25 protein-coding genes are annotated in these 24127 nt (G+C 63.6%); 11 read left to right on the top strand and 14 right to left on the bottom strand.

All coding sequences use genetic code 11. The features are described 5' to 3' along the window. Positions 1 to 9: 9 nt before the first annotated feature. The 6 genes from KUF59_RS10670 to KUF59_RS10645 form a co-directional block, all read right to left on the bottom strand. A complete protein-coding gene (locus KUF59_RS10670) occupies positions 10 to 996 on the bottom strand; it encodes an ABC transporter substrate-binding protein (protein WP_212462047.1) in 987 nt (328 codons plus the stop codon). A gap of 142 nt (positions 997 to 1138) precedes the next feature. Beyond that, entirely contained in the window at positions 1139 to 1756 is a 618-nt protein-coding gene (locus KUF59_RS10665; RefSeq protein ID WP_249140851.1) for a DsrE family protein, read from the bottom strand. A 25-nt stretch (positions 1757 to 1781) separates the two neighbouring features. Next, entirely contained in the window at positions 1782 to 2411 is a 630-nt protein-coding gene (locus KUF59_RS10660; protein WP_249140849.1) for a hypothetical protein, read from the bottom strand. Then, positions 2408 to 3388, bottom strand: a complete 981-nt coding sequence (locus KUF59_RS10655; protein WP_408918091.1) for a TAXI family TRAP transporter solute-binding subunit — start codon at positions 3386 to 3388, stop codon at positions 2408 to 2410. Before KUF59_RS10655 ends, KUF59_RS10660 begins: the two co-directional genes overlap by 4 nt. A 123-nt stretch (positions 3389 to 3511) precedes the next feature. Then, on the bottom strand, positions 3512 to 5317 hold the full coding sequence (locus tag KUF59_RS10650) for a coiled-coil domain-containing protein (RefSeq protein ID WP_212462045.1): 1806 nt from the start codon (positions 5315 to 5317) through the stop codon (positions 3512 to 3514). 222 nt (positions 5318 to 5539) lie between these two features. Further along, complete coding sequence (locus tag KUF59_RS10645; RefSeq protein ID WP_212462044.1) at positions 5540 to 7807, bottom strand: cation:proton antiporter domain-containing protein; 2268 nt, start codon at positions 7805 to 7807, stop codon at positions 5540 to 5542. A 149-nt stretch (positions 7808 to 7956) separates the two neighbouring features. Here KUF59_RS10645 and KUF59_RS10640 point away from each other — a divergent pair, with 149 nt between their 5' ends. Continuing rightward, a complete protein-coding gene (locus tag KUF59_RS10640; RefSeq protein WP_212462043.1) occupies positions 7957 to 8424 on the top strand; it encodes a hypothetical protein in 468 nt (155 codons plus the stop codon). Here the strand turns inward: KUF59_RS10640 and KUF59_RS10635 are convergent. After that, complete coding sequence (locus KUF59_RS10635; RefSeq protein WP_258769426.1) at positions 8407 to 8982, bottom strand: hypothetical protein; 576 nt, start codon at positions 8980 to 8982, stop codon at positions 8407 to 8409. The two genes, KUF59_RS10640 and KUF59_RS10635, sit on opposite strands and share 18 nt — an antisense overlap. A gap of 24 nt (positions 8983 to 9006) precedes the next feature. Between KUF59_RS10635 and KUF59_RS10630 the strand changes: the two genes are divergently transcribed. Next, a complete protein-coding gene (locus KUF59_RS10630) occupies positions 9007 to 10332 on the top strand; it encodes a class I SAM-dependent methyltransferase (protein ID WP_258769424.1) in 1326 nt (441 codons plus the stop codon). Next, positions 10329 to 10466, top strand: a complete 138-nt coding sequence (locus KUF59_RS10625; RefSeq protein WP_249140847.1) for a hypothetical protein — start codon at positions 10329 to 10331, stop codon at positions 10464 to 10466. Before KUF59_RS10630 ends, KUF59_RS10625 begins: the two co-directional genes overlap by 4 nt. Before the next feature lie 196 nt (positions 10467 to 10662). Here KUF59_RS10625 and KUF59_RS10620 read toward each other — a convergent pair whose 3' ends face one another. Further along, entirely contained in the window at positions 10663 to 11508 is an 846-nt protein-coding gene (locus KUF59_RS10620) for a class I SAM-dependent methyltransferase (protein ID WP_258769423.1), read from the bottom strand. A 103-nt stretch (positions 11509 to 11611) separates the two neighbouring features. Next, positions 11612 to 12805, bottom strand: coding sequence for an MFS transporter (locus tag KUF59_RS10615; protein ID WP_212462041.1), 1194 nt, complete (start codon positions 12803 to 12805; stop codon positions 11612 to 11614). Between the two features lie 77 nt (positions 12806 to 12882). Between KUF59_RS10615 and KUF59_RS10610 the strand changes: the two genes are divergently transcribed. Next, positions 12883 to 13692 carry an AraC family transcriptional regulator gene (locus KUF59_RS10610; protein ID WP_212462040.1) on the top strand — a complete coding sequence of 270 codons (810 nt, stop codon included), beginning with the start codon at positions 12883 to 12885 and terminating at the stop codon, positions 13690 to 13692. Between the two features lie 283 nt (positions 13693 to 13975). Then, on the top strand, positions 13976 to 15328 hold the full coding sequence (locus KUF59_RS10605; RefSeq protein ID WP_212462039.1) for a malonyl-CoA decarboxylase: 1353 nt from the start codon (positions 13976 to 13978) through the stop codon (positions 15326 to 15328). 235 nt (positions 15329 to 15563) lie between these two features. On the opposite strand, the gene tarD is transcribed toward KUF59_RS10605, so the two are convergent. From tarD to KUF59_RS10580, 5 genes are all read right to left on the bottom strand, one after another. Beyond that, a complete protein-coding gene (tarD, locus tag KUF59_RS10600) occupies positions 15564 to 16733 on the bottom strand; it encodes a D(-)-tartrate dehydratase (protein ID WP_212462038.1) in 1170 nt (389 codons plus the stop codon). 250 nt (positions 16734 to 16983) lie between these two features. After that, positions 16984 to 17226 carry a DUF3297 family protein gene (locus KUF59_RS10595; protein WP_029674077.1) on the bottom strand — a complete coding sequence of 81 codons (243 nt, stop codon included), beginning with the start codon at positions 17224 to 17226 and terminating at the stop codon, positions 16984 to 16986. An 11-nt stretch (positions 17227 to 17237) separates the two neighbouring features. Further along, positions 17238 to 17714 (bottom strand): glutathione peroxidase, encoded by a 477-nt coding sequence (locus KUF59_RS10590; RefSeq protein WP_258769422.1) that lies wholly within the window; start codon positions 17712 to 17714, stop codon positions 17238 to 17240. Positions 17715 to 17717: 3 nt separating this feature from the next. Then, the gene (locus KUF59_RS10585) at positions 17718 to 19118 is read right to left on the bottom strand and encodes an amidase family protein (protein ID WP_258769421.1); all 1401 of its coding nucleotides are present in this window, start codon (positions 19116 to 19118) and stop codon (positions 17718 to 17720) included. An 83-nt stretch (positions 19119 to 19201) separates the two neighbouring features. Next, positions 19202 to 19459 (bottom strand): DUF6894 family protein, encoded by a 258-nt coding sequence (locus KUF59_RS10580; RefSeq protein ID WP_212402690.1) that lies wholly within the window; start codon positions 19457 to 19459, stop codon positions 19202 to 19204. A gap of 232 nt (positions 19460 to 19691) precedes the next feature. Here KUF59_RS10580 and pqqA point away from each other — a divergent pair, with 232 nt between their 5' ends. The 6 genes from pqqA to pip all read left to right on the top strand — a co-directional run bounded on the left by pqqA (position 19692) and on the right by pip (position 24113). Further along, entirely contained in the window at positions 19692 to 19772 is an 81-nt protein-coding gene (gene pqqA, locus KUF59_RS10575; protein WP_007595659.1) for a pyrroloquinoline quinone precursor peptide PqqA, read from the top strand. A 117-nt stretch (positions 19773 to 19889) separates the two neighbouring features. Next, complete coding sequence (gene pqqB / locus KUF59_RS10570; RefSeq protein WP_258769420.1) at positions 19890 to 20819, top strand: pyrroloquinoline quinone biosynthesis protein PqqB; 930 nt, start codon at positions 19890 to 19892, stop codon at positions 20817 to 20819. Then, on the top strand, positions 20816 to 21592 hold the full coding sequence (gene pqqC / locus KUF59_RS10565) for a pyrroloquinoline-quinone synthase PqqC (RefSeq protein WP_258769418.1): 777 nt from the start codon (positions 20816 to 20818) through the stop codon (positions 21590 to 21592). Before pqqB ends, pqqC begins: the two co-directional genes overlap by 4 nt. 23 nt (positions 21593 to 21615) lie before the next feature. Next, entirely contained in the window at positions 21616 to 21927 is a 312-nt protein-coding gene (gene pqqD / locus KUF59_RS10560) for a pyrroloquinoline quinone biosynthesis peptide chaperone PqqD (protein ID WP_212462033.1), read from the top strand. 10 nt (positions 21928 to 21937) lie between these two features. Continuing rightward, positions 21938 to 23137 carry a pyrroloquinoline quinone biosynthesis protein PqqE gene (pqqE, locus tag KUF59_RS10555; RefSeq protein ID WP_258769417.1) on the top strand — a complete coding sequence of 400 codons (1200 nt, stop codon included), beginning with the start codon at positions 21938 to 21940 and terminating at the stop codon, positions 23135 to 23137. Next, positions 23127 to 24113: a prolyl aminopeptidase gene (pip, locus tag KUF59_RS10550; protein WP_258769416.1), complete on the top strand. Its 987-nt coding sequence runs from the start codon at positions 23127 to 23129 to the stop codon at positions 24111 to 24113. Before pqqE ends, pip begins: the two co-directional genes overlap by 11 nt. Positions 24114 to 24127: the final 14 nt, after the last annotated feature.

The following is a 24127-nucleotide window of genomic DNA, read 5'->3' as shown; positions in this document are numbered from 1 at the left end:
CGTAGCGATTCACTCGATCACCTCGTCGGCGCGCAACAGAAACGATTCAGGAATCCTCAGTCCGATCGTCTTCGCGGTCTTGAGGTTGACCGTCAGAAAGAACCGCGTGGGTTGCTCGATCGGCAAATCCGCGGGATTGCCTCCCTTGAAGATTTTGTCGACGAGTGCGGCCGAGCGGCGGAGGAAATCCTTGATGTCGTAGCCATAGCTGAGAGTTCCTCCATCGACCACATATTCACGGTGGGCAAACGTCGTTGGCAGCTTGTCCTTCATCGCAAGCTCTGCAATGCGCCTGCGGTGCAGAGCGAAGACGGCATCCGTGATGACGACAACGGCCTCGACGCGCAGCTGGGCGAATTTGACGAATGCGGCATCGATCTCGTCTGCGTTGCGCGCGTCCGCTTGCCAAAGCTCAATAGCCGCCTGCCGGGCCGTGGCCCGAGCCGTTGCGAGGCCAGGCACGGTCGTCGGGCTATCGGGGTTGGCAAGAACCCCGATGCGCGAAAGCTGCGGCAGGATCTCCGACAGAAATTCGATCTGCTTTGCGGTCGTGCTCTCATGTGAGGTCGCAAGCCCCGTGATATTGCCGCCCGGCTTCGCAAGGCTCGAGACGAAGCCGCTACCAACCGGATCGCTCACGTTGCTCATGATGATCGGTATGGTGCTCGTCGCTTTCCGCATCGCGGGAATGGCCGCAGGCGTGCCCAACACGACGACGTCGACGTTCAAACGAACCAGCTCGGCGGCAAGATCGGGAAATCTGTCATAACGCCCTTCGGCGTAGCGGTACTCGACGACGTAGTCGCGTCCCTCGACATAGCCGAGATCGCGCAGCCCCTCGATCAGCCCGACACTGACCCGCGCCGACCCTGCCGGCGTCCCTCCGATCAAATGTCCGATACGCCACAGTTTTTGCCCGGCTCGCTGGGCCCGCACCGACAGCGGCCAGGCTGCGGCCACGGTGGCGATCGCTGCTATGATCTCCCGGCGTCGCATTCCTTCGCCCCCAAGCGTGGACGAAGCTCAGCGTCGGCTCTGCTGAACGAGCTCGATATAAGGTCGAAATTGAGCTTGGCCCAAGGCCGGGAGGGCGCGGCCCGATGTCTCAGTCGAGACCGCGGCCCAACGCCGGCGGACCTCACGGCTTGACGTAGCTCCAGCCCTGCTCCTGCAGCTCCATGACGCGGACGACACCAGACTTCACAACCGTCGCCTGTGCAATCAGGTTGATGTCCTTGTTCTCCGCCTTGCGCATGTTTTCCTGGGTGTTGCCGCAGGCCTTGAAGGAGATTTCGGGATGGCTCATCGCGAGCACCTCGATGCGCGGCTTTACCGGCGAGGTGTCATCGCGCAGCATGTGAAGACCCGGGCCAAAGGTGATGACCTCGATCGACACCGGCTCACCAAGGTCGCGGTAGTGTTGCGCGACGTTGGTCGCATTGTTGAGCGCGAGGTTCATCATCGCAGGTTCGTTGGAATTTACCTGCAATATGAGCTGATGTGGCTTCTTGGCGATCTCGGGTTTTGTCACCTCAACCAGCCTCGTCTTGCTCGCGAGGTCTTGCTTGCCCGTGTTGTTGTGCTCCGGCTTTCTCGCCTGCTTCAGTCTAACCGGGGGCTTCTGATTGCTCGCCTGGCTCTTCTCGCTCGCACGCGGCATAAACTGGTTGTCCGGCTCAGCCTGCGCGTTCGGTCCGACCAGGAGCAGCATCGCCAGGCCGCTGATGACGCCTATCGCCAATCTTGGATTGATCATCTTGGGTCTCTCCGTTTCATGACCATCACCTTCCCGGTCTGGCGACGGTATGTGGCCATTTGCACGCAGCCGCCATTTTTTCGCGTATGTTCTTGAATCCGCTGAGCAGGAAATGCCCCTCTTGCACGGCGCCAGTGCGGGGGGAAAGACGCACGACAATACTGCCGTCGTCGGGTAACGAGTTCAGCAGCGGCACGACGTCACCCCGGATAGCCACGCCGGAGCCGAACGACGGCGAGGCTGCCGCAAGTTGCACTGGCGGATCCGCATTGAGCCGGTAAGAGATGGCGTATTCGTTGACGCTGCGTGACACCGCCGGCCCTGCAACTACGACTTCGGTGCGGCCCTTGCGGCAGTGGATTGCGAGTTGCATCGCGGCGCCATCCGGGCCGCTGACTGACGACGTGGTGGCGATGACGATCGGCGAATAGTCGACGGGCGAGGTGGTCTCGCTGACCAGCCAGCCTTCGTCCGACGCGCGCCGACCAGGCGGCGGGATCTTACGTGATAAATCTTGCAGACATTCCAGCCGGGCTGGTTCCTCCATCGCCGAACAGGCCCGAAGTGTCTGCATCGGATCGCTCGTGCTTTGCGCGTAAGCGACTCCGCAGGCAACGTTCAAGGCGACGGCGAGCGGAGGAGCGGCAGTCTTCATGGCCGCGCCTGTGCGCTGCGCGCCTTGAGATCCAGCCATTCCTGCGCGGCCTGGAAGCGGGTGAGCCCGGGGACGGTTGCCGCGAGATTGATCGACTGCCATTTCGGATCAAAGCCCGGTGCCTGCAGGCGGTCAATTCGCGAGAACAGGTACTCGACAAGGCGCGCCACGCGTTGATAGCGATTCGAGCGTGCCGGCCAGTTGAACGCAACGAGCGCTGTCGGCACCGCGATGGTCGAGACCCGCTCACCCTGCTTGATCAGATTGGGATACTCTTTCGGGTCCAGGGTCGCGGGCAGGTAATAGTCCTCGAACCTTCTATCGTAATTAACCGGGAGAAATTTGAATCCCGCCTCCCAGCGGCCGCGTACGAAGGCGTCGACGGGTTTCGATGTGATGAACACCACGGCCGACATCTCACCCTTGCGCATCTGTTCCAGGGCCACCTGATGCGGAATGAACGTCTTGTCGACGTCGATGCCGAGACGACTAAAGATCAGCGGCCCCGAATAGGCGGCTGCGGTGCCCTGGGTATTGAAGTTCACTTTCTTGCCGGCAAGATCCTCCAGGCTCGTGATTTCCGGTCGCACGAAAATGTGCAGCTCAGACGGGAAAAGATTGAGCAGGTAAGTGATGCGGCTTTGGATCTGCGGTACCTGAACCTTGTACTCTTCGAGCGCGTCGGAATTGATGATGGCGGTGTCGACACCGCGCAGATAGAGCAGCGCATTCAGATTGTCGGTGGCGCCGCGGGTGACGATCGGCAGGAGATGCAGCTCCGCTCCATCGTCGACGACGCGAGCCATTTCCGCGGCGAGGCGGATCGGCGCGCCCTCGAGCAGGCCGCCGGCGAGTCCGACGGTCCAGGCGTTCATCCGGTCTTTTTCGTTCCCTTGCGGCAAGGGCCGTCGGACCATTTGTGCATCGGCCTTGTTTTTCCCGGTTTGCGCTTCCAGGCAGCCCGACTGAAGCATCATGGCGACCGGCACCAGCACGGCGAGCAGGAGCAGCGAGGATGACCCTGGTACCTTGTTCATGTCGTCCCTTTCTCGATCACCCATCGCAACCTTTCGTCACGCGGGAACGCAACAAGCCCATTCTCAGCGGGGCAACGCATCGAGCCGTTCCTTCGCTCCGGGAATCCCGCCCCTGTGTGCCTTCGCGTAGAGCTCGCGCGCCTTGGCCGCTTCGCCGCGCGTGCCATAAGTCCCCCAGCGGGATAAAACCGCCGGATCATATGTCTCCGCGAGCATGAAACTGGCCTGCGCAATGTCCTTCTCGGCCGCGAGCTCGAGTACAATCCGCGCTGCACCAATATTCCCCTGATCAAGCAGCGCCCTGGCACGCAGGATCAACCGGGCCTCTGCCTCGTTTTGGTTTGCGACCATTGGCGGCTCCGCTGTGGCCGCTTCCACGTTCCGCGTCGCCGGCAGGATCGGGCCTTCATTTGTTTGCTCCGCGGGGGCGCGCTCATCGGTGGGACGCCACGCCAATGCAAGGCCTCTCTCCACGGCTTCAGTCCTGGTCCGCTCCTGTTGCAGCGACTGCCGCAACTCGGCGATCTCCCGGTCTGATGCCTGTCTCTGCTGCGAGGCCGCATCGTTCGCCTCGCGCAATTGCACGCTCCGGGTTTCGATCTGGCCGCGCGTTTCGGCAAGTTCGCTCGCCAGCGCGGCCGCGTGCGCCTGGGCCTCTTCGAGAGCGCGGCGTTGTTGTTCGGCGTTCGCTGCTGCTGCCTGCGCGGCTTTGACCTCCGTGACGAGGGCGGCGCTCTTTTGCTGCTCGTGTTGCAGAGACTGCCGCAGCTCCGCGATCTCGCGTTCCGCCGCCTGGCTTTGCTCCGCCGCCGCATCGTCCGTCGTGAGCGGCCCGCGAGCTATTCCAGCAAGTTCGCTCGCGAGCGCCGCGGCGCGTGACTGCGCCTCGTGGCGTTGTTGCTCCGCGCTCGCCGTTGCTGCCCGCGCGGCGTTCGCCTGCCTCACGAGGGCGGCGCTCCTCTCCCGCTCCTGCTGCACGGACTGCTGCAGTTCTGCGATCTCTCGATCTGCCGCATCTTTCTGCTGCGCGGCCGCATCGTCCGCGCTGCGCGATTGTTCCTTACGGATGTCGATCTCGCGGCGTGTTCCGGCAAGTTCGTTCACGAGCGCGGCGCTGCGGGCTTGCTCCTCTTGAAGAGACTGCCGCAACTCCTCCGTAGCAGTTTCCGCAACGTGCAAGCGCAGGACCGCGTCGTCCTGGGACCTGCTCGGCAGTGCTAGCGTAGTGTCCGACCCCGCGCTGACGTTTGCGAGTTTGCCCGTCAGTGAGAATTTCTCACGTTCCTGCGGAAAAGACTGCGGCAACTCCGCGGTTGCCGCCAGCCTGACCTGGTCTGCCTTGTCGTCCAGCTTGTTCGTCAGTACGCCCAGCTCGCTGCGCGCCCAGCCCTGCTCACCCGCGAGTGCCGCACCGCGCGGAGCGTCTTCGTCGAGGGGCTGCCGAGTTCGCACCATACTTGCTGACGGCGACGGCATCAGGACTCCGGTCGTTTCGCGCTGAAGGAGCGCTTGCGATCCGGCCGCGATCCCGGGCCGCTGATCGAGGCCGAGGGCGCTCCGGCCGTCGAGACGCGTGATTTCTGGAATCGTTTGAACGTTAAATGGGCCGAACAGCAGGGCCGCCCCAACGAGGACGACAGGGATCAAGATCATAGTCGCCGCGAGCGGACTGTCCGATTGTTCGTCCGCTGGATCGACGCCCGCCGTGACGGGATACCAATACGTCGGTGCAGTGTTGATTGGAGAGCCGTCCTTCCAAACCCATCTGCCCGCCTCAGGCGACCAATGGGCGGCCTCAACAGCGCCGGTCGCATCTTCTACCCAGATGTCTTTTCCGTTCCTCGGTGCAGTATCAATTGATTGGCGCATGCAGCACGCCTTTTTCGATAACAACTACAATGGAGCGATTGCTCCGCCAGCTCGCATAATGTCGGTACCCAGTCAGAACACGCTTAGATCGCAATGATGTCGCAGCAACACGGGGGCGGGACGCCCAAAATAAAATAAATAAATTAAATAAAAATTATATATTTTGAACCACTTGGGAAGTCAAATTAAATCCGCCGACGCGGCACACGCGGCGGCCGTGCCCTAGGATTCCTTGTCCGGCGGTCGATGAGATTCACCGCTCGATACCAGCAGGACCGATACGCGGGACTGCCGGATGACGGCGTCGGCCACGCTGCCAAAGCTTAAGTGCTCGGCCTGGACGCGGTCGACACCCATGACGACGAGATCGACACAGGTAGCCTTGATTTCCCGCAGGATGGCGGCTTCCGGCGCGGTGTTGCTGCGCAAGGTCGTGGTGATGTCGACGTCGTAGCGCGCGGCGAGCGCGCTGGCATCTTTCAGGACGCCCTCCTCCTGGATCAGCGCGCGCGAGGCGGCGCGCCGTACGCCCTTGTCCCGTGTCGTCGCAACATAGATCACCCGGAGCGAGCCTGACGCGGCCTGCGCCAGCGCAACCGCCACCTCGGCACCGCGTCGCGATACGCCGCTGCCGGAGACCGGAACCAGGATGTTGAACGATGCGGGCATCGGGTCCTTCAGATGATTTCCCTTGCCGGCGACGATCGCGAGCGCCCCCTGGAACTCGGCCGCGATATCTTCGACCCTCCGGTCGAAGCGGTCGCTTGTGGCCGTGACTTTATCGACGCCGACAAGCACGAGATCAAAACCCTTTTTGGCTTCCTCGCCGATGGCCTCGCCCAGCCTGGCCCGGCGCGCCCGCGTGGTGACATCGACGTGGCCGACCGCTTCCTCGGTGCTTTTCCCGACCACCTCGGCGGCCTTCTTCACCACGGCCTCGTGGCTCTCGTCCTCGCCACGCTTCTGCTCCTGCTGCTGTGCCTGGCGACCGATATGCAGCACGGTGATCGGCAGCCCGCGCGCACCGCCGAGCAGCCCCGTGACATGCGCGGCGAAGGTCGCATTGGCGCTTTCATCGACCGTCAGCAGCATGCGCTCGAGATTGGCGACAAAGCCCCGCTTCTCGAACTCCTCGCGCTCCAGCCGCGCCTCCTCGTCCTTGCTCGGGGGAAGCCGCGTCAGCGTCGCGCGCAGCATCGGCGGCATTGCCATCGTCGTCACGATCGCCATCGTGACGATCATCGTGAAGAGATTTTGACTCAGCACGCCCATCGACAGGCCGATGGTCGCGATGATGACCTCGGTCGATCCGCGGGCGTTCATGCCGCTCGCCAGTGCCAGCGATTCCCTTGTGCTGAGACCACCCATCGTGCCGCCGACAAAGGCGCCGCCGAATTTGCCGACGCTGGCGATCACGACGAGCACCGCGGTCAGCAGCAACAAATTGGGATCCCTGAGCACCGACAAATCCGCGCTCAATCCGGCGAGGCCGAAAAAGACCGGCATGAAGAAGCTGCTGATCAGTCCCCGCAGGCGCTCGTCGATCTGCCGCGTCAAGATCGGGGATTCACCGACCAAAATGCCGGCGACGAAGGCGCCGAGCACGGTGTGCACACCGATCAGATGCGTGATCAGCGCCATGGTACTCATCAGGAGCAGGATCACGGTGATCACGGGCGCCGCGCTGACCAGAGTGTCGTTGGCCCAGCGAATGAGCTGAAACACCAGCCAGCGCCCGACCGTGAAACTGACGGCGAGGAAGGCCAGCGTTCCCAGCACCGCCTTCGCAATCGCACCGAATTCCAGCGTGCCCTGGGACGCGAGGCTGAAGATGATCGCGATGATGATCCAGCCGATGGTGTCGTCGATGACGGCGGTGGCAACGATGATCTGCCCGACATTGCGGCGCATGAAGTTCATCTCGCGGACGACCACCGCAACGATCTTGACCGACGAGATCGACAGCGCCGTTCCCATGAATAGCGACGCCACCAGCCGCTGCTGCGGGTTGGGCAGCAGCGCGTCGGGAAGAAACTCGCCGAGCGCAAAGCCGCAGGCGAAGGGCACGACGATGCCGGCGATCGAAATCGCAATCGCGGCCTTGCCGACCCTGCGCACCAGCTTGAGGTCCGTCTCCATGCCCGTCAGCAGGAGGAGCAGCAAAATGCCGAACTGGGCGATGCCGTCGATCATCGCCTTCTGCTCGGGAGTCTTGGGGAAGATCGCGTGCTGCGCCTCGGGCCAGACCCAACCGAACAGGGACGGCCCGAGGAGGATTCCGGCCAGCAGTTCGCCCATGACCGAGGGCTGGCCGAGCCGCTGCATGATCTCGCCGAGCCCGCGCCCGACCGCGATCAGCAGCACGATCTGCACGATCAGCAGGAACTCGGAGGGTCCGGCCGATTTGTGTCCTTCCGCGCCCGCGGCCATGGTCGCGGTCAGAAGCACGGGGCTCGCAAGGACGACCGGCCGGAGCAGGCTCCACCGCATATGAGAGGCTCTTCCCGTCGCGCTACCGCGACAGGAATAGAACCCATTTGGGTCGAACGGAGTTCCGCTTTGCGGCGCCTTCGCCTATAGGTTTCGAGATCATTTCGATCGTATTGGGCTCAAGAATCAAGTTGCGAGTGAGGAATGACATGCCACTGCTGAGCGACAAGGACGCCGCCGCTCTGGGAGTCCATACGCGCCACGAGCAGATGGACAATGGTGAATACCGCTTTCGGCTCACAGCCACGGATGGCTCCGCCTATAGTCGCACCGTCGGCGGCGATCGAGGCGCCTGGCAGAACAGCCACTTTCACGAACAGGTCCGAGAGACCTACATCGTCCAATCCGGCTGGATGGCCTTTGCTCAGCGAATTGAGCAGGGAGTCACGCTTCAGGTCTATCGTCCCGGCCAATTGCTAACGACCGAGCCGCGGGTCAGCCACAACGTCTATCTTCCCGCCGGCGCCGTCATTCACACCGTGAAATATGGCGAAGCGACCGGCTCCGATTGGCATGCCGACGCTGAGCTGGACAGGGCGACCAAGGCCGTTACCGAAGACCAGATGGTGCGCGCCGCAGGCGGGACAATTCATCTGAGTCTAGCGGACCTCAGGTAGCACGGACTTTCCCACATCGTCGTGGCCGGGCTTGTCCCGACCGTCGTTGACCGTGACCTGCCCGAACGCGCCCATGACGACGCCGATCGGCGTCCGCCACCCAGCGAAAAATTGCCAGATTATCCTGGATATGCGATCGGCCCTATGTCTGCCCGGGGGTGTGGATTGATTTGCCGCACCGGTTGAGGGAACATGAACCGAAAAGAACGACGGGCGGCCAACAAGCGACGCGACGAGTCCGCAAGGAGGCCAGCGGCGTCCGCCCTCGGCCCGGAGAGCCTCGGCATTGCCGACCTCGCCGCTGAGGCGGGCCGCCTGCACCGAGCGGGTCGCAGCCACGAAGCGCAAGAGATTTGCCGCCAAATTCTCGCGCGCGAGCCTGCACATGTGCAGAGCCTCAATCTTCTCGGCCTGATGGCGCAGCGATCCGGGGATCACCGGAGCGCAGTGAAGACGTTCGCAAAGGCGATTGCTTCGGACGAAGCCAACGCCGCTTGCCACTACAACGCCGGCAATTCGTACCAGGCGCTGGGTCAACGCAGCAAGGCGATGGCGCATTTCAGCAAGGCGCTCGCACTCGGCATGGACGAGAAGGCCGTCGCCTTCATCCTGCAGAGCCCCATCATCGCCACATATGTCGCGCGGATCGCGGGCAAGCGGCCGCAGGCGATCACGACTGTCGAATTGTTCGGCGCCGACGGCATCGTCCCGCTGGCGAGGGACCTCTTCCTGCGCTGTGCAATGGAAGCGGCGACGCTGGCAAGCATGGAACTCGAGGCCTTGCTCCGACATGCGCGCGCCGAGCTACTGCGACTGGCAGCCGCGCCGGGCCGGACTGACGGCGATGACGATATCGTCGCGTTTGCCTGCGCACTGGCCCGGCAATGCTTCATCAACGAATATGTCTATGAGGAGACCGCAGCGGAGAGCGAGCTTGCGGGCGGACTGCGCAATCGACTGGAGCGGGACCTTGCGTCAGGAGCCGAGATAGCCCCACTGGCGCTGGCGGTCGTCGCAGCCTATGTCCCGCTTCAAGCGATTGCGGCAGCGGAAACGGTTCTGCGCCGGGACTGGCCTGCGGCCGTCACCGGCCTGCTGCGGGTGCAGCTCCGCGAACCGCTTGCGGAGGCGGACGAACGCGCAGCCATTGCGACGCTCACCCCCATCAAGAACAGCGTATCGGTCGAGGTGATGCGCCAGTACGAGGAAAATCCTTATCCGCGCTGGACCATCAATCCGCTGAACGCATTTGCCTCCGATCTGGCGCGGGGGAGGATTGTCCCGACCGCGGAACAGCAAGCCGAGCGGGATATCCTGATTGCCGGTTGCGGGACCGGCTCGCACGCGATTCAGACCGCGCAAATCCATCCAAACGCACGCTTGCTCGCGGTCGACATCAGCATGGCCAGCCTCGCCTACGCGCGCCGGAAAACGCGCGAGCTTGGCTTGCGTAACATCGAATATGCGCAGGCGGATATCCTGGAGCTGGGGTCGATCGGTCGCACGTTCGACAGCATCGAGTCGGTCGGCGTGCTCCATCACCTCGCGGAGCCGACGTCCGGGTGGCGCGTGCTGGCCTCACTGTTACGGCCGGGCGGCACGATGCGCATCGGACTCTACAGCGATCTGGCGCGCCAGCTGATCGTCGAGGCCCGAGCCTGGATCGCGGCGCGCGGTTACCGCGCCACGGCCGAAGACATCAGACGATGTCGCCAGGACATCATCCGCGAGGCGAAACAATGGAAAGAGCTGTTTGGTGCGAGTGATTTCTACAGCATGAGCGGCTGCCGCGACCTGCTGTTCAACGTCATGGAGCATCGTTTCACCATCCCCGGGATCGCTGCGTTTCTGAAGGACAACGATCTGTCCTTCCTGGCCTTCGATCCCCCCGTGACGACCGGACGGTGATCGACAGGTTTCACAAGCAGTTTCCGGGCGTGGCCGATGAGGCCAATTTGGATCAATGGCACCGCTTCGAAGCCGATCATCCCGAGACTTTCAGCAACATGTACGTCTTCACGGTGGGCAAGAACTCACCCTGAAGCTTCAGGACGCTGTCGTCGACTTGACGAAGATATGCCCTAAAGCGCGATGCGTTCAGGTTGAATCGTAATCGCGCTTTAGCTTCTTGTTTGAGCATGATCTCCGCGCAAACGCGTCCGCGTTTGTCGCGAGGGAAAACCGCTGCGCACTTTTCCGGATCATGCCCTAGGCGGCCTGCGGTGTCCGGATCATGCCTTAAGCCAGCGCCGACACAAGCCACAGACCCACATGCAGGCCGCGCCCGTCTGGTCCGATATTTGCGGCGAGCGCGTTGCGAACCGCTTCCGTGGCGCGCATCCGTTGCTCGTCCGAGGCATTTTCGAGGAGCGCAGGCAACGGGCCAGCCTGCGTGATGAACGCCATGCTTGTTGCGGTGTCCTTGCCATCGATCGGGACGTCGGTCGCCTTGATCTCTATCTCGCGAAACCCAGCCCCGGCCAGAATGCCTCGCAGGCGCTCCTCGCGCGCGAACGAAAACATCCCCGGTGCCAACGGATCCACCGGCAGTTGAGGCGGCAGATGCGGCCGTGCAGCCTCGATCGGCACACCAAACCACGGACTCTCCGGCATGGTCCGAAAACAGACGAATACCAAACGCCCGCCCGCCTTCATGCCGCTGCGGATATTGGTGAAGGCCCTGACAGGGTCATCGAAGAACATCACGCCGAACCGCGAATAGACCAGATCCGCCCAGCGCGGCTCGAAGGCGTAGCTCGTCGCGTCGGCCAGTGCAAAGGCCGCGTTACCAAGTGTCGCCTCGGCGGCGCGATGCTTGGCGAAGTCGAGCATGGGGACTGAGACGTCGACGCCCAACACGGCGCCGGATGGTCCAACAACCTTGGCAAAGGCCAACAATGTGTCGCCGGTGCCGCATCCGACATCGATCACGTGCTCGCCCGGCTCTACTGCCGCGGCATCAAGGCTGACGCGCGTGACCGATGTGAAGACGTCACTGATCACGGCTTGCTGCGAAACCCATGTGTGCCCCATCGTGTTGTTCCAAAACTCTGCACCACGGGGATTTGGCGTTGGCTCTGGCATTTGACAAATGTCCTGGTTCTAAAAAGGGTCGATGGAATTATCCTCACAGACTGCACGATATCTCAGATCGAACGCAAGGCTGAAATATCCGCGGCGAGACCTGCTACTCGGCCGGGCTCGGCCTCAGGACGACTGAGGGGGTTCGGATCTCGCGCGGCAGGATGATCGCCGCTGCGATCGCCAGCAGGCAGAGCGCAGCAAAGGCGTGCAGCATGGTGACAAAACCGCCCTGCTCGTAGAGCCAGGCGACCAGGCCGACGGACGCGCCCGCGGCCGTGAAGCCGACGAAATAGCGCACCGCATAGGCGCGCGAGCGCCACTCTTCGGTGGTGTATTTGCCGACCATGGCGTCGTTGACCGTGACCTGCCCGAACGCACCCATGACGATGCCGATCGAAACCAAAATCAGCGGCAGGTTTTGTAGGCTCGCCGCCAGATACAGGAACGGCGCCAGCATGAAGGACAGCGGCAGCGCCACCGTCTTCAGCGAGTAGTGATCGAGCAGACGGCCGATCGTGTACTGGGTCATCGCGCCGAACACATAGACGCCGGCCGCAATCACCCCGAGCAGCGCCGGGCTGCTGGTGAGATCGGCAAGCCGCTCGGCAAACAGCTTTGGCAGCGCCACCGTCACGGCGTTGAAGGTGGTGGAGATCGCGATCACTACGATCAGCAGCGCGAGGATCACGCGCCACATGTCCTCCTTCGCGACGCGCGCTTGCGCCGCGGCCTGCTTCGATCCCTTGCGGTCCTCGTGCACGACTGACAGCGCGAAGACCACGCCGATCAGCATCGTGACCACGCCGGGGATGATGAAGGCATAGCGCCAGCCAAAATATTGCCCGATCACGCCGGTGACGAGCGCCGACGACGCCACGCCGAGATTGCCCCAGACGCCGTTGATGCCCATCTCGCGGCCGAGCTTTTCGGCATAGGACACGATCATGGCCGTGCCGACGGGATGGTAGATCGAGGCAAAAATGCCGATCGCCAGCAGGGCGGCGCCGAGTTGGGCCGGCGTCTGCACAAAGCCGACCGAGATCATGGACGCGCCGATGCCGAGGAAGAAGATCAGCATCATGTGGCGGCGGCTCCAGCGATCGCCGAGCCAGCCGGTGAGCAGCGATCCGGCGCCGAACGCCACGAAGCCGGGCGTCGCATAGGGCAACAGCTCCGAATAGGCCATGCCGAGCGCCGGCCCCATGATGATGACGGCGGCAGCAAAGATCAGCATCGAATAATGGTCGATGAAGTGGCCGGCGTTGACGAAGCTGATGACCCGGCTGGGACTGTTCATGAAGGCGTTTCCTGCGGCGTTTCCTGGCGGGCCTGAATCTTTGCCCGAAATGAGTTATATGTCGGAGCCATGACGGGATGCCGCCAATGACTGTCGTGGAAACGCCAATCCTCCGGGAGGTCCGGAGCAACCATCTGTCGCCTGCCGGCGTGCACCTGGTTGCGCGCGACTATCCCAAGGGCATGCGGATCGACCTGCACATGCACCGCGAGGCCCAGCTGATCTATGCGGCCAAGGGCACGATGCAGGTGACGACGCCCGAGGGGCGCTGGCTGGTGCCGCCGGACCGCGCGGTCTGGGTGCCGGCCGGGCTCGAGCACGCCATCGACTTGCTCGCCGACATCGAGATGCGCACGCTGTATTTCGACCTGGCCTGGCTGAAGCGCGAGCAGCGCTATGAGGGATTGACCAAGGAATTCGTTGTGCGGGTGTCGCCGCTGCTCAATCAGGCGATCCTGGCTTTGTTCGACGCGCGCAACACCTCCGAGCGTACCGAGCTGCTGGTGCGGCTGGTGATGCTGGAGTTGCACCAGGCCGAGGACTCCGCGACCTTCGTTCCCCTGCCGCGCGAGCCGCGCTGCCGGCGCGCAGCGTTGATCGTGCTCGACGATCCCACCGGCATCCACGAGATCGAGACGCTGGCGCGCGAGGTGGGAACCTCCGCGCGCACGCTGTCGCGGCTGTTCTCGGCGGAAACGCAACTGAGCTTCAAGAGCTGGTGCCAGCGCGCCCGCGTCGCGGCGGCAATCGAACGACTGTCGACGGATGCCAATGTCTCGGTAAAACAGCTCGCGGCACAGCTCGGCTATGCCAGCGTTCCCGCGTTCTCGGCCGCGTTCCGCCAGGTCACGGGACGGACGCCGACGGAATTTGCAAGGAAAGAGTAGCCACACACTGGGAGTCATCGCCCGATTTAATCGGGCGATCCAGTACGCCGCGGCCTGTCGATTGACTCTCGATGCTGGTGTCTACTGGATGCCCCGCCGGAGCCTGTCATCCGGCGGCGCTTCGCGCCGACCGGGTGGCGGGGCATGACAGCGTTCCTTGCGGCGCATGGGACAACTAAAGATGCAAACATCCTGCGCTTGATTGTGATCGGCTTCCACCCAAATCCTGTGTAATCTTCCGCAGCGCGCAGATCCGGATACGAAAGTCCCCAAGAAAGACCAAATGGCCAACGCCTTCTTCTCCGACCTCCTGACCACGATTTCCGAGCGTGGCCGCACGCTGCTCCGCCGCGCCGGCGCCTCGGACACCAGGCAGGATGCCGACGGCATGATCGCGCTCTGCGGTGCCCTGCTCTCGGGCGCCGGCGAAGCTTCCGGCACGGCGATGGCGCGCGAGGTGCTCGATCTCTACCAGGAGCTCGATGCAACGGAACGCCGCGCCTTCTTCGAAGCGCTGGTGCGCGATTTCGGCCCTGACCGCGAAAAGCTGGCGCAGGCGGTCGAGAAATGGCGATCGCAGCCGAGCGACGAGGACGCAAGCGGCCTGCATTTCGCGTCGGAGCCGCGCCGGCAGGAGCTGATCCGCCGCCTCAACCGCGCGCCCGGCGGCACCGGCGATCTCGTCGCCATGCGCGCCGACCTGCTCGGCATGATGAACGGACACACGGATCTCACCGCGCTCGACCGCGACGTCGTGCATCTTCTCTCTTCGTGGTTCAACAGGGGGTTTCTCGTGCTGCGCAGGATCGACTGGTCGACACCGGCCAACATCCTCGAAAAGATCATCCGCTACGAAGCCGTGCACGAGATCAGCGACTGGGATGATCTGCGCCGCCGCATCGATCCAGTCGACCGCCGCTGCTACGCCTTCTTCCATCCGGCGATGGTGGACGAGCCGCTGATCTTCGTCGAAGTGGCGCTGACCGAGACCATTCCCGGCGCGATTGCGCCGCTGCTCGCCGTCGACCGCCCGTTGGTGGCAAGCGAGCGCGCGCGCACCGCCGTGTTCTATTCGATCTCCAACACCCAGCGCGGCCTTGGCGGCATTTCCTTCGGCAGCTTCCTGATCAAGCAGGTGGTCGAGGAGCTGCGCCGCGAGCTGCCGAAGCTCGACACCTTCGTGACGCTGTCGCCGGTGCCGGGCTTCATGCCATGGCTGAAACAGGACAAGGATCTTCCGCTCTCGGATGAGGACCGCGAGATGCTAAAGCATCTCGACGAGCCAAAATGGTTCGAGAACGCGGAGACGACCGCGCAGTTGCGCAGCGTGGTGGAGCCGCTCGCCGCGTACTACTTCCTGAAGGCGCGCACGTCGAAGGGACGGCTGATCGATTCCGTCGCCCGCTTCCATCTCGGCAACGGCGCCCGGCTCGAGCGCATCAACTGGCTCGGGGACCTCTCGCCAAAGGGCCTGCGCGAATCCGCCGGCATCATGGTCAACTACCTCTACCGCCTCGACGACATCGAGAAGAACCACGAGGCCTATTACAACCAAGGCGAGATCGCTGCCTCGAGCGCCGTGAAGAAGCTGTTGAAGAGCGAAGGCCGACGGCTGCTGGATATGCGGTTGTCGTAGGGGCACCCGTCATTGCGAGCGTAGCGAAGCAATCCAGAGTCCCACCGCGGAGACAATCTGGATTGCTTCGCTACGCTCGCAATGACGTGTTGAAAGATTGTCGAGGACCATCCGCATCGTCATGGCCGGGCTTGTCCCGGCCATCCACGTCCTTGTTGCCTCACGAAAGAACGTGGATGCCCGGGACAAGCCCGGGCATGACGGTTGAGTTCGGGGCTGTAAACAAAGCCCGGCCCTACTCCGCCAGCGCCTTCATTTCCTTGTAGAGATCCGACTTCCCCTCGAACCCGATGCCGGGCAAATCCGGCATGGTGATATGGCCGCTCTCGACGCGCACGCCGTCGGGGAAGCCGCCATAGGGCTGGAACAGGTCGGGATAGCTCTCATTACCGCCAAGGCCGAGGCCGGCGGCGATGTTGAGGGACATCTGGTGGCCGCCATGCGGAATGCAGCGGCTCGGCGACCAGCCGTGGGTCTTCAGCACCTCCAGCGTGCGCTGATATTCGCAGAGGCCGTAGGACAGGGCGCAGTCGAATTGCAACCAGTCGCGGTCCGGCCGCATGCCGCCGTGGCGGATGAGGTTGCGCGCGTCCTGATGGCTGAAGAGGTTTTCGCCGGTCGCCATCGGGCCCGGATAGAAGTCGGCGAGCGCGGCCTGCAACGCATAGTCGAGGGGATCGCCGGCCTCCTCGTACCAGAACAGCGGATAGTCCCGCAGCATTTTTGCGTAGGCGATCGCGGTCTCCAGGTCGAAGCGGCCGTTGGCGTCGACCGCGAGCTGCGCGTCCTGGCCGATCTCCTTCAGCACCGCCTCGATGCGTTCGCGGTCTTCTGCGATCGGCGCGCCGCCGATCTTCATCTTCACGACATTGTAGCCGCGATCAAGATAACCGCGCATCTCGCCGCGCAGCATCGAAAGATCCTTGCCGGGATAGTAGTAGCCACCGGCGGCATAGACGAAGACGCGCGGATTGGCGGTCACGCCGTGACGTTCCGCGAGCAAGCGAAACAGCGGCTTGCCCGCGATCTTGGCCACCGCGTCCCACACCGCCATGTCGATGGTGCCGACCGCGACCGAGCGCTCGCCATGGCCGCCCGGTTTCTCGTTGGTCATCATCGCGGCCCAGACCTTGTCCGGATCGAGATTGTCGCCGGCCGCATCGAGCAGCGAGTTCGGCTCGGCTTCGAGGATGCGCGCGGCAAACCGTTCGCGGATCAGGCCGCCCTGCCCGTAACGGCCGTTGGAATTGAAGCCGTAGCCGACGACGCGCTTGCCGTCGCGCATCACGTCGGTGACGACGGCAACCAGGCTCGTCGTCATCTTGGTGAAGTCGATATAGGCGTTGCGGATCGGCGAGGAGATCGGCTTTGTGATCTCGCGGACGTCGACGATGCGGACGGACATGGGCTTGGCCTTCGGTGGTCGAGAGGAAGTTCGTCGACTGTCTCCCCGTCATCCCCGCGCAACGGCAAAGCCGTTGTCGCTGGAGGTGCGAGCCGTGGGACGCATCGCGTCCCACGGACAGCCTCGAAGGATGAACGGCCGAGGTGCAGCCGGGCCGTCGCCCTTCGAGGCTCGCCGAAGAGGCGAGCACCTCAGGGTGACGGTGATGCATTCGAACGCGCGCCTTCACATTGCAACGACGGCTTCGCCGTCATTTCTTATCCCTGAAATACGGCTCTACGGGCCCATGCACCTTGATGGTCAGCGGGTTGCCGTGGCGGTCCTTGGCATTGCCGGCGGTGACGCGGACCCAGCCCTCGCTGATGCAGTATTCCTCGACATTGGTCTTCTCGATGCCCTTGAAGCGGATGCCGACGTCGCGCGCCAGGATGTCCGCGTTGTAGTACGGGCTGTTCGGATCGACCGACAGGCGGTCCGGAAATTCGTCGCTCATGATTGTCTCGCTTACAACAGTGTTTCGATTTGGTGGCGCAGCCCCTCGGGGCGCGCCGTCGGCGCATGGCGCGCCACGACCTTGCCCGCGCGATCCACCAGGAATTTCGTGAAATTCCATTTGATGGAGGCCCCTAACAGGCCGGATTGCTGACGTTTCAGGTACTCATACAAAGGATGGGCATTGGCCCCGTTGACGTCGATCTTCTCGAACAAAGGAAAGGTGACGTCGTACTGGGTCGAGCAGAACTCCAGGATCTCGCTGGCCTGGCCCGGCTCCTGCGCGCCGAACTGGTTGCAGGGAAAGCCGAGCACCGCAAAACCGCGCGGCGAGAAATCGCGATGCAGATCCTCGAGCCCGCGATATTGCGGCGTGAAACCGCATTTGCTCGCGGTGTTGACGATGAGCAGCACCTGGCCCTCGAAGCGGCGCATGGGCACCTCCTCGCCGAGCAGCGAGTTGGCCTTGAAGTCGTAGATATCAGACATCGCTTAAGCCACGGGGTCGATCGGCGACGGCGGCACGCCGCCCGCCTCGATCGCCTCGCCTGCGAGCAGACACAGATCCTCGCGATAGCGGCCGGACACGACATGCACGCCGACGGGAGCCTTGCCGACGAGGCCGGTCGAGACCGCAAGCCCCGGCAGCCCCATGAAGGGAATGGCAATCTGCGGCAACTGCGCTTCCCAGACCCGCTTGAACGACGCCTCGTCCTTGCTATCGAGTTGATCAGGGAACGGCAACTCGCCGGAGACCGGCGTCAACAGCACCGCGTATTTTTCGAGGAACAAGAGCCACTCGCGCGTCAGCGTCGCGCGGCGGATCAGCGCCTTGGCATAATTCGCCTGATCGAATGGCGTCACCTTGGCGCGGTTGCCGCGCAGGCACGCGAGCGCACCGGGATCGCCCTCGCGCTCGGCGGCCTCGAGCTGCGCCTCATAGGCATCGCCGAGCCAGAGTTTTGTCTGCCACTCGACCGGCTCGCGCATCGGCGGGGTGTTCTCGATCACCTCCACAGTCCACCCTGCCCGCTCGAGTCGCTTGCCGGCGTCGCTGACCGCGGCCTTCACCTCCGGTGCGGTCGCAAGTCCATCCGGGTTGAGGCAGAGCGCGGCGCGCTTCGGCACCGCGGGGCCTTCCAAAGGCGCCGGGACCCACCAGGGATCGCGCGGATCGCGCGCGGCCATCGCGGCGAGCGATATCCTGATGTCGTTGATCGTGCGCGCAAGCGGGCCCGAGACCGCGCTGATCTGCGGCCCGATCGGGCGCTCCGGCAGCGCGGCGTTGAAGGCCGGGATGCGGCCGACGGTCGGGCGCAGGCCGTGCACGCCGCAGGCATAGGCGGGATAGCGGATAGAGCCGGCGATATCGGTGCCATGGGCGATATGGCCGATGCCGGCCGCGACCGCCGAGCCGGCGCCGCCGGACGAGCCGCCCGGGGTCAGCGAGGCATCGCGCGGATTCTTGGTGTCGCCATGGATCAGATTGGTCGTGAACCAGCGATAGGAGAAGGCCGGGCAGTTGGTCCGCCCGAGAATGACGGCGCCGGCCTTGCGCAAGTTTGCGACCACGGGATTGTCGACTTTTGCGATGATGTCGCGCTGAAGCTTGAGGCCGTTGGTGGTGGCAAAGCCCTCCTGGTCGACATTGACCTTCACCGTGACGGGCACGCCCGCCAAGAGGCCCGGATCCTCGCCCCGGGCGATGGCGGCATCGACGCTTGCGGCCTGCTTGAGCACATCCTCCGGCCGGTGGTCGATCACGGCATTGAGCCGGGGATTGACGGCATCGAGCCGGGCGAGCCCGGCTTCGGCGGCCTCCTTGGCGGACACTTTCCTTGACCGGACGAGGGCGGCGAGGTCGGCGGCCGACAGGCGCCAGAGATCTTGCATGACTTACTCCGTATGACCGGGGTCTTTTAACCCCGCTCATCGGTCAAAGCCATGCGGATTCCACGGGGGCGAAAGCAGAGAAATCAGTGCCGGGTGGCGGACTTATCCGGCATGTCCAAGAGCGCCTCGGTGAAGGGAAACTCCAGCACGATTTCGCCATCGGTGTCGGTGACCTCGATGACGGCCTCGAGCAGCGCCGGCTGCGTCCCTTCCGATTTCAGGACTTCCAGGATCATCTGCCGCGCCACTTCCCAGGCGCGATCGGGATTGCGCAGATCCTCGCCGTCAGGATCCACGATCAATTCGTCGCCGATGCGGGTGTTGAAGAAGTATCTGGGCATGCCTGATCCAATGGGGTCGCCTGTAGCGGATTGAAAGCGCCTCTGCACTCACAACTGCTTTATCCGGGTCAGGGATCGCGACCCATCGTTCTTTTTTGCATAGGCCGTTTGCAGCGCAGCAATTCCGCGATCTACTACCTAGGTCGGGAAAATTTCACTGGCGAACTTTTCCGCCCGCATTAACTTAACGGCGGGGCGGGATACGTCCGGTTTCGCGAAAAGGAGAGCCACAATGGCCTGGAAAGCACCGAAGATCGTCGAAGTGCCGTGCGGCATGGAAATCAACATGTATGTGAGCGCCACCCGCAAGTAAGGGTGATGCTTTTGCGTTGAGCGCAGGTGGATCCTTCGGGCGCGACGCGTTCCCCGAATACGGGGAGTTGTGTCGGTCTGAGATCCACCGCGACACGTGTTTCCAGGAGACGGATTCATGCTTCGCGTCGTCGTCCTGGGCGCCGCCGCCGGCGGCGGGGTCCCGCAGTGGAACTGCGGCTGCGCCGGATGCCGGGCAGCGCGCGCTGACCTCGGGGAGCTTCAGAGAACGCAAGCCTCCGTCGCTTTCAGTGCCGACGGTATCAACTGGTTCCTGATCAACGCCTCCCCCGACCTTCGACAGCAGTTGAACGCGACGCCGCAGTTGCATCCAAAACCGGGCGCGCTGCGCCACACGCCGATCGCGGGCGTGATCCTGACCAATAGCGAGGTCGATGCGGTGGCAGGCCTGCTCTCGATGCGCGAAGGCTCGCCGTTCACGATCTACGCGCATGACAAGGTGCTGGCGATCCTGAAGGCCAACAGCATCTTCAATGTGCTGAACGAGAAGAACGTGCGGCGACAGCCGATCGGCATCGGTGAAGCCTTCGAGCCCACCCTGCCCGACGGATCGCCTGCTGGCATCGAGGTCAAGGCGTTTGCCGTTCCCGGCAAATCGGCCTGGTATCTCGAAGGCAAGGTTCATCCCGGTGGCAGCATTGGGGACGGTGACACGCTCGGCCTGAAGATCACCCACAAGGCGAGCGGAAAGACCTTCTACTTCCTCGCCGCCTGCGCCGAGGTGACCGACGAATTGCGGAAAGAAATTTCGGGCTCGTCACTCGTCTTCTTCGACGGTACGGTGTGGCGGGACGACGAGATGATTTTGGCCGGGCTCGGCCAGAAGACGGGCAAGAGCATGGGACATGTCGCGATGTCCGGCGAAGCCGGCGCAATCGCGCGGTTGTCCGGCCTCGATATCGACAGGAAGATATTTCTGCATATCAACAACTCGAACCCGGCGCTGCTGCCGTCCTCGCCAGAGCGCAAGGCGGCCGAACATGCGGGCTGGCAAATACCCGCCGACGGAACGGAGATCGTGCTGTGAACGCGACGACAATGACGGGGATAACCGCGCTCTCGATCGGCAAGGACATCCGCCTCAACAATGCCGAGGAGCTGGAGGCGACGCTGCGCCATATCGGCGCGACGCGCTATCACAGCCTGCATCCGTTCCATAAGCTGTTGCACGGCGGCAAGCTGAACAAGGGCCAGGTACAGGCCTGGGCGCTCAACCGCTACTATTACCAGAGCACGATCCCGATCAAGGACGCGGTCGTGATCTCGCGCTTCCGCGACCGCGCCACGCGCGTCGAATGGCGCCACCGCATCGAGGACCATGACGGCGATATCGGCTCTGAAGGCGGCATCGAGCGCTGGCTGAAGCTGACCGAAGGTCTCGGGCTCGACACGGCCTATGTGGAATCGACCGAAGGCATTTTGCCGGCGACGCGCTTTGCGGTCGAAGCCTATGTGCACTACTGCCGCGAGAAGAGCCCGCTGGAGGCGATCGCGTCCTCGCTGACCGAGCTGTTCGCGCCTAACCTGCACGAAGAGCGCATCTCGGGCATGTTGCAGCACTATGATTTCGTCAACCCCGACATCATGAGCTACTTCAAGCGCCGCCTGACCCAGGCGCCGCGCGACGCCAATTTTGCGCTCGACTATGTGAAGACGCATGCGAGGACGCCAGAGGAGCGCGCGTCCGTCTGCAACGCGCTGATCTTCAAGACCAACGTGCTGTGGGTGCAGCTCGATGCGCTCTATCACGCCTATGTCGAAGGGCATATCCCGCCCGGCGCCTTCGTGCCCAAAGGTTAGGAACCAGGGGTTAGGAACAACATATGGCAGCGCCGCGTCACATCAGCGTCAGCGAGGCAAGCCGGCCCGTGCTGCCGCGGCATGCCAAGCTGAAGTATGATGAGACCCGAAGGGTCTGGGTGATCCTGGCGCCGGAACGGGTGCTGGCGCCGGACGAGATCGCCGTCGAGGTCTTGCAGCTCTGCGACGGCGCGCGCAATGTCGGAGCTGTGGCCGACCTGCTCGCGGAGAAGTATGCTGCCCCGCGCGAGGCGATCCTGACCGACGTGATCGCCATGCTGCAGGATCTCGCCGACAAAGGCTTCCTCACCGAGGCACGCGAGAAGACACCATGAGTAAGATACCATGAGTGACGTGCTGGGCGATAACAACGTTCCCCCCGCCGCGAGCGACAGTCTCGCGGTGCTGGAGAAGCAGCGCTCGACGGCGGAGACTTTTGGCATTCCGCTCGCCGTGCTGCTCGAGGTGACGCATCGCTGCCCGCTGCAGTGCCCCTATTGTTCCAACCCGGTCGAGCTCGACCGAGCCGGCAAGGAACTGACGACCGACGAGTGGAAGAAGGTGTTGAGCGAGCTCGCCGAGATCGGCGTGCTGCAGGTCCATTTCTCCGGCGGCGAGCCGACTGCGCGCAAGGACCTGGTCGAGCTGGTCAAGCACGCCAGCGATGTCGGCCTCTACACCAATCTGATCACCTCGGCCGTGCTGTTGACGCGCGACAGGCTCAGCGATCTCGCCGATGCCGGCCTCTGCCATGTGCAGATCAGCTTCCAGGGCACCGAAGACGGCCTCGCCGATCGCGTTGCCGGCTACAAGGGCGCGCATCACAAGAAGATCGAGGTCGCGAAATGGACGCGCGAGCTCGACCTCCCGCTCACCGTGAACGCGGTGATGCATCGCCAGAATCTGAACCAACTCCCCGACATCATCCAGATGTCGCTCGATCTCGACGCCGACCGGCTCGAGGTTGCCAATGTGCAATATTACGGCTGGGCACTGAAGAACCGCGCCGCGCTGATGCCGACGGTGGCGCAGCTCGATGAGTGCACCCGCATCGTCGAGGAGGCGCGCGAACGGCTGAAGGGCCGGCTTTCGATCGACTACGTCGTGCCGGACTATTATGCGCTGCGGCCGAAGAAATGCATGGGCGGCTGGGGCCGACAGTTCTTCAACATCTCGCCTGCCGGCAAGGTGCTGCCCTGCCACGCCGCCGAGAGCATCACCGGCCTCGAATTCGAATCCGTGCGCTCCAACCATTCGATCGCCTGGATCTGGCAGAATTCCGAGGCATTCAACCTCTATCGCGGCACCGGCTGGATGAAGGAGCCATGCAAGACCTGCGAATTCCGCGAGATCGATTTCGGCGGCTGCCGCTGCCAGGCCTTTGCGCTGACGGGCGACGCCGCCAATACGGATCCGGCCTGCGCGCTGTCGCCGATGCACGAGACCATCTTCAAGCAGGCCGAGCGCGAAGCCGAGGGCGACACCAACCGCTTCCTCTATCGCAACTTTGCCGGCGGGACCCTGGAATCCGAGAATGGCGCCTGACGCCGATGCGGCCAGATCGGCTAAACGTGCCGATCCCTTTGCGCCGCTGACATCCGAGATGCTCGCCGTCGCTGATGGCCACGAGCTCTATGTCGAGAGCGTCGGTCGTTCCGACGGCATTCCCGCTGTTTATCTGCATGGCGGCCCCGGCAGCGGCTGCCAGCCCGATCATCGCCGGCTGTTCGATCCCGAGCGCTTCTGCGCCGTGCTGTTCGACCAGCGCGGCTGTGGCCGCAGCCGGCCCAAGGGCGGACGCGAGGCCAACACACTGCCGCACCTGATCGCCGACCTGGAAGCGATCCGCGAAAAATTCGGCTTCGAGCGCTGGATGGTGGTCGGCGGCTCCTGGGGCGCGACGCTGGCGCTGGCCTACGCCGAGGCCCATCCCGAGCGCGTCTCAGGGATCGTGCTGCGCGCGACCTTCCTCGGCACGCGGGCGGAAGTCGAGGCCGGCTTCACCGTGCGGTTGCCGCAATTCTATCCCGCACTGAACGAGGACTTCTTGAGCGTGCTCCCACCGGAGGAGCGTAAGCGCCCGGTCGAGGCTTATTGGCGTCGCATCCTCGATGCTGACCCGGCCGTGCACGGTCCGGCTGCGCGGGCCTGGCATGACACCGAGCGCACGCTGTCGGAGCACAAGCCGGCGCGCACGCGGATCGACGTGGCGTCCCTGAACTCGACGGGGCCACTGCCCGCAACGCCGTTCATGGAAGCGCATTATTTTTCCAACGACAGCTTCATGACGCCGGACCAGCTCCTGCAAAACGCCGGCAGGCTCGCCGGCATTCACGGCATCATCATCCAGGGCCGTTACGATCTGTTGTGCCCGCCCGAGATATCGCAGGCTCTGGCGAAGGTCTGGCCGGGCTCCGAGATTCGCGTCGTGGAAGAAGCCGGCCATTCGCTCTATGATCCCGGCGTGAGGGACGCCGTGATGCGCGCCATTGCCGACCTCGCTTCCGGGACGCCACGATAACAACAGGAGCGCAA

This window comes from Bradyrhizobium arachidis (genome assembly GCF_024758505.1).
Lineage (GTDB): Bacteria > Pseudomonadota > Alphaproteobacteria > Rhizobiales > Xanthobacteraceae > Bradyrhizobium > Bradyrhizobium manausense_C.
Note: the sequence above shows the minus strand (reverse complement) of the source record. Positions and strands in the feature narration are given on the sequence as shown.